The organism is Paraburkholderia sp. Cpub6 (assembly GCF_014201065.1).
Lineage (GTDB): Bacteria > Pseudomonadota > Gammaproteobacteria > Burkholderiales > Burkholderiaceae > Paraburkholderia > Paraburkholderia tuberum.
Genome location: NZ_JACHDM010000072.1, coordinates 1 through 5,025 on the forward strand (window position 1 = coordinate 1; position 5,025 = coordinate 5,025).

Annotated in this window: 4 protein-coding genes and 3 pseudogenes; 3 read left to right on the top strand and 4 right to left on the bottom strand. The window is 59.5% G+C overall.

Annotated features, from left to right (window positions below; translation table 11 throughout):
- Window positions 1-129 (bottom strand): annotated as a pseudogene (locus tag HDG33_RS36575) (IS30 family transposase); the annotation flags it as partial.
- A gap of 599 nt (window positions 130-728) precedes the next feature.
- Here HDG33_RS36575 and HDG33_RS36580 point away from each other — a divergent pair.
- Together HDG33_RS36580 and HDG33_RS36585 are read left to right on the top strand one after the other, a co-directional pair.
- On the top strand, window positions 729-947 hold the full coding sequence (locus tag HDG33_RS36580; RefSeq protein WP_409259127.1) for a four-helix bundle copper-binding protein: 219 nt from the start codon (window positions 729-731) through the stop codon (window positions 945-947).
- A gap of 84 nt (window positions 948-1,031) precedes the next feature.
- The gene (locus tag HDG33_RS36585; RefSeq protein ID WP_184041157.1) at window positions 1,032-1,679 is read left to right on the top strand and encodes a dienelactone hydrolase family protein; all 648 of its coding nucleotides are present in this window, start codon (window positions 1,032-1,034) and stop codon (window positions 1,677-1,679) included.
- Here HDG33_RS36585 and HDG33_RS36590 read toward each other — a convergent pair.
- A complete protein-coding gene (locus tag HDG33_RS36590) occupies window positions 1,676-2,788 on the bottom strand; it encodes a CapA family protein (protein ID WP_184041159.1) in 1,113 nt (370 codons plus the stop codon). The two genes, HDG33_RS36585 and HDG33_RS36590, sit on opposite strands and share 4 nt — an antisense overlap.
- 114 nt (window positions 2,789-2,902) lie before the next feature.
- Here HDG33_RS36590 and HDG33_RS37950 point away from each other — a divergent pair.
- Window positions 2,903-3,138 (top strand): annotated as a pseudogene (locus HDG33_RS37950) (integrase); the annotation flags it as partial.
- A gap of 210 nt (window positions 3,139-3,348) precedes the next feature.
- On the opposite strand, the pseudogene HDG33_RS37955 reads toward HDG33_RS37950, so the two are convergent.
- Together HDG33_RS37955 and HDG33_RS36600 are read right to left on the bottom strand one after the other, a co-directional pair.
- A pseudogene (locus HDG33_RS37955) lies at window positions 3,349-3,536 on the bottom strand (hypothetical protein).
- Window positions 3,537-3,893: 357 nt separating this feature from the next.
- Entirely contained in the window at window positions 3,894-4,430 is a 537-nt protein-coding gene (locus HDG33_RS36600; RefSeq protein WP_184041163.1) for a hypothetical protein, read from the bottom strand.
- Window positions 4,431-5,025 lie beyond the last annotated feature (595 nt).

A 5,025-nucleotide genomic window follows, 5' to 3' on the forward strand; every position in this document is an offset into this window, starting at 1 on the left:
CCCCTGTACAGACGAGTGGTTCCGGTCAAAAAGCTGGGCGATCTTCTGGAGAGACTCTCCCTTCCGCCAACGTTCCCACATCAGCGCTTTCTGCTCCTCGCTGTAGTAAATCCGGCGTCGCGGTTTCATCTGCAACACTCCCACTGCTTGCGCAGTCTTCAGTGTGTTGCATCCACCGGTTGAATCCGCCAGGATAGAACGGCCACCGCTCCACTGGAGCAGGCGGCAACCGTTGCGGTGGTTGCACTCATTTGCTATCGCCGTTGGTCCAAGGAAAGTTGGCCGCACTGGGACCGCTTCGGTTGAGACGAATGTCGATCACCGAGCGGCCATCGCGGAAAGCGTCGACCTGGGAGATTAGTGCCTCAGTTTTCACCTTGTCTCGAAGAATCTCTTCCGGAACCGCGGCGAACCGGTACAGCGAATCAAACTCGAAACGTTTAACGAAGCTATTCGCGAGGAATCCGGCTCGTAGCTTCGCTTTACGGCACCGACACGAGCGACTACGCTGCTATGAGAGCCGCGCTGGTCGGCCCTGAAGTTATCGCAACACGTTGCGCCTTGCCTTCGAGGAGAGCACGCGGCGGACGCCGAACAACTCTATTCAAGCTGGAGCTTCGTCGATGAACCCCGAAATCTATCAGCCGTCTATTGAAGCCTGCGATGCTTGTGCCGCTGCCTGCGATCGCTGCGCATCCGCCTGCCTCGATGAACCGGGCCGGGTTAACATGGCCAAATGTATTCGCCTCAACGCCGATTGCGCTTCGCTATGCCGCCTCACATCTGCGGCCTTGGCTCGACAAAGCCATTTCGCACCCGAGTTTTGCGAACTCTGCGCACGGATCTGTGACGAGTGCGCCGATGAATGTGCGCGGCACGTACCCGAGCACTGCGGAACATGCAGCGATGCGTGCCGGAGATGCGCGGAAGCCTGCCGGGCAATCTAGTGTCTTGCTCAGCAACAGCGCGCCCGCCGACGGCCAGCGCGTCGCGTATCGGGTCGGAAATGCCCCACCCGGTTTGAGGATGTCATGGAACCTAGGCTCCAATTGCAGGAAGTCACCATTCCGGTGGAGGACGCCTCCCTGATGGGCACACTCGCGCTGCCACAGGACGCTCAATCACTGGTTCTACTCGCGCACGGCAGCGGCAGTTCACGATTCAGCCCTCGTAACCAGTACGTGGCCACCGAACTCAATCGGGCCAAGATCGGAACGCTGCTGATGGACTTGCTCTCCGAGCAGGAAGACACCGGTCCCGCTGCCCGCTTCGACATCAAGCTGCTGGCGATGCGTCTCGCGCAAGCAACGGCCTGGATCGCGGCGAAGCAGACGACACGCCTCTCTTTCGGCTACTTCGGCGCGAGCACGGGCGCGGCTGCGGCGATCCGCGCGGCGCACGTGTCGTCGGTCCCGGTTGAGGCGATCGTTTCGCGAGGCGGCAGGCCCGATCTCGCCGGACGCGACGTCCTCGCCGCGGCGCAGGCGCCTACGTTGCTCGTGGTAGGCGGGCTCGACGTCAATGTCATCGAAGTCAACCGGGAGGCCTTCGCTCTGCTCGAATGTCCGAAGGATCTTGTGATCGTCCCCGGCGCCACCCACCTGTTCGAAGAACCCGGCACACTGGAAGCCGTTTCACGGTACGCGGTGCAGTGGTTCAAGCGTTATCTCGGCGCCTAAGCGCCCGAACGCAGCACGAGCGTGTCGTTAGCGCGGCGCTCCACAGTGGCGCCCAATGGCTGACTCTCCCGATTCAGCGTTTCGTGTAACCATCGAATGCCTTCTTCAGGCGCCCGGTTGATCTGGAAGTGGCGTGTCTGCGTCGGCGTCATCGACAGTTCGGTCAGCGTGCCCGTTTCAAGGTCGAGCGTTGGAAAATACATCAGCGCAAGGTCGCTGCGAAACGCTACCTGACCGCCGATACCTTCATAGTCGTTGATGAAGTCCCCGGCGCCGTACAGGACGAGTTTGCCTCGATACAGCTCGATGCCCTTCACGTGATGCGACGAATGGCCGTGTACGAGATCCACGCCCGCCGAATCGATGAGTTCGTGCGCGAAGTATCGCTGCGAAGCAGGTATGTCGAAATCGAAGTTCTCGCCCCAATGGATCGAGACGATGACAATGTCGGCTGCCTGCCTGACCGCTCGCACCTGCGCCGCGATCGTGCATACGGTGTCAGCCGAAAGATCAGGGAGCCGGTTCACGCCGGCTCGGCCCCAACCGGCGGCCCAGTCCGCGCCCACGCCGCTGCATTCCGTGGCAAAGGCGAAGATCATCACTCTGCCGCCGCCCGCCAGTTCGATCAAGGCAGGCGCGGCGGCCTCGACGTCGTCCTGCCCCGCGCCAGCCGTATGAATGCCGGCTGAACGCAAGGCATTCAGAGTTTCCGTCAACCCGCGAAAGCCCCAATCGAGCACATGATTATTCGCGAGCGCGCAGCAGTCAATTTTCGCGGCGCTCAAGACGGGCGCGTTGGCGGGATGCATGCGGTAGTGGATGCCCTTTCCGGGCCATGCGTCCTCGCTGGATGTGACGGCCGTCTCGAGGTTGATGATGCGCGTGGCAGGACTCATGCGCTCCAGTTCGAGCAGCGCATCGCCCCACACGTAGCTGAACGTGACACACTCCGGTAACGAGCCGGTTTTCGCTTCAGCGAGGCGCACATAGCCTCTCGCCGAACGCATATGGGGTTCGAAGAGATGGGGCAGGTTCGGATGCGGCAGTATCTGATCGATACCGCGTCCCAACATCACGTCACCGCACAGAAACAGCTTGATGCAGTTCATCCTTCTGGAAAAAACCAATGTTCCCGTTGCGGTAAGCCGCCCAGAACGCCTTCAAGATAGTTTGCTGGCACTTCGGCGTCTAGCGTTCGGGGCCCGCGACGCAGTTTCTACAATCGTCCCGCTCTCTCGCTCACGACCGACGATGCGATCGCGTACCGGGCGTTGCTGCGACGGCCGCGCCGGCCGGGCCGGCCACAGCCGCGCGATTCCGCCGAATAGCGGGCGTTCGCACGCGGCCAGACGGTCCGCTCGCCGCGTATGCGCTCGCCGTGCTGCGCGCGCTCTTTGCGTGGCTCGTCGGCCAGCACTACGTGATCATCAATCCGTTTGCCGGCGTCATGGTGCGCGGCGACACTCCGAACTCTTGAGCGTTCGTGGAAAACGGGATTGCGGTCCATGCTAACGTTCAATGTGCGCATCGACCGCGTCGTGCGAATCTTGATGCACAGTGCAGCCCATTCTCAGGTGATTTTGGACGCAGCGGGCCGGGGCACCATATCGCATGGCGCCTCCTGAATTGCTAGCCCTCGTTCACTGAGCGCCTGGGAGCGGACTCCTCATCAGCGTCTCGTGATGTTGACGGCCACGATTTCGTATCCGGGGTCGGCGTGCTCGTTCGCGACTTTGTTCGCATCCTCATACGAGAGAAGGACGTGGCTTCCTTAATCTCCGGTGCCATGCCGATATCGCCGTCCTCTGCGGTGCAGAGGAAGTTCTCGCCAGTCTTCACAACGTAGCCGGTCGTCATGTCTCCCTCCATGGCTTGCAGGGGAACTTCCAGTCTAGCAGGCCGGATGGGTTGCACACGTATCGCTGCCGAATTCCTGACGGCCTGCGTATCGCGCGCGAGAAGCAAGGTACTGGTGCTCGATCTTTAGCCGAGATGTTCGATTAGACTCGCGATGCAGCGGTAGCCTCTCGAGCGCAACGGGCCGTTGTCGGATATGAAGCCGACCTTCGTATGTCTCTTCTCACGCACGGACGAAAGGCTGATGATGGCCGGGTTCTGCCTCATGAGCCCGACGACTCCGCACAACACCACCAACGACCATGCAAAAGGCATATTGGTCCTGGAGCGGCCCTTCGAATTGCCACTGATCACTTCTTATCCGGGGTAAATCTGAAGACAGGTGGCGCATGGCGCAATATACGCCCCGTCCGCACTCGCGACCACAATATGGGCCGGTATGCTTTCGGCGAAAATCGTTTCCGGAAAGGGAATGACGCTTATCTCTTTGAGAGTGACCTTTCTCAAATACATGTTCGAGACAATCTTCTTCTCGGCGCAGCCTTTATTGAAGCTCGCTTTCCCGACGATATCAGTGGACACTTTTCGAGAAAGATCGAATTTCACGCCAGTGTACGCCTCGAGGCCTCTACCAAGTCGAAAGTGCCCGTTCAACGCCGACCCGCCAGCTTCGTCAATCATCTGCGTCATGACAGCCTTTTGCAAGGCGGGGGATAGCCCGAGATAATGATACTTATCCGAGCCGATCGCAACGGCAATCACGCCCGCCGCTGAGATCGCGTTTTCTTTGAAAAAATCCGCAACTTTTTCGGCTAGTGCGTAGGTTTCTTCTGTGGGACCTGGATAGTTGCCATAATATTTTTTGGTTAGTTCTATTGCTGTTTTGAAGCTCATATCCTTCTCCCCGACAGCAGTGACAGAGGCAATGATTCAAGATAGCACAACTTTGAAGACCTGCAGGTTCTTGAGTGCCGACGTTCGGCTGGAAGCGGATGAGACTTGCCCGCCGACCAAGCGCGACGATCGTCACGCGCGTGTCCTCTCAACCTTCACCGATGCTCTCGAGCGGCGCATAGGGCGATCTGAGAGGCCGACTTTTCGGGTGCCGGTCCGGTTGCGCAGGAAAGGGAGTTTTTCAACACATTACGAGTGGATCTGTCATACGCTGGGCGCATCCATCGACAGCATGTCGACTTTGCTGACGTTCAGTGAACGACAGTGGTGATGCGCTATGGGTTGGCCGTGCGATACCAAACAATTTCATCACCTCCCCGGCTGAGAAATCGATGCAGGCGTAGGGCGCCAGAGTCAGTGCAACCGTGCACGCCGAAATTAAGACTTACCTCCAGTCGCGCCAGACTTGTAGCGTTTCGCCGGACGCAATTGGCTGTAGCCGACCCCTATGCGCAGGTCGCAACTATGCGCAGATGGCCGGTCGCTGACGACGCCGACCCAAGCATGGCAAAGCTGCAGCAAGGCGGGCGAGTAA

Coding starts and splice junctions, on each gene's coding strand:
- HDG33_RS36580 (WP_409259127.1), top strand. CDS start 729: ATGGCCAAATGTATTCGCCTCAACGCCGATTGCGCTTCGCTATGCCGC.
- HDG33_RS36585 (WP_184041157.1), top strand. CDS start 1,032: ATGGAACCTAGGCTCCAATTGCAGGAAGTCACCATTCCGGTGGAGGAC.
- HDG33_RS36590 (WP_184041159.1), bottom strand. CDS start 2,788: ATGAACTGCATCAAGCTGTTTCTGTGCGGTGACGTGATGTTGGGACGC.
- HDG33_RS36600 (WP_184041163.1), bottom strand. CDS start 4,430: ATGAGCTTCAAAACAGCAATAGAACTAACCAAAAAATATTATGGCAAC.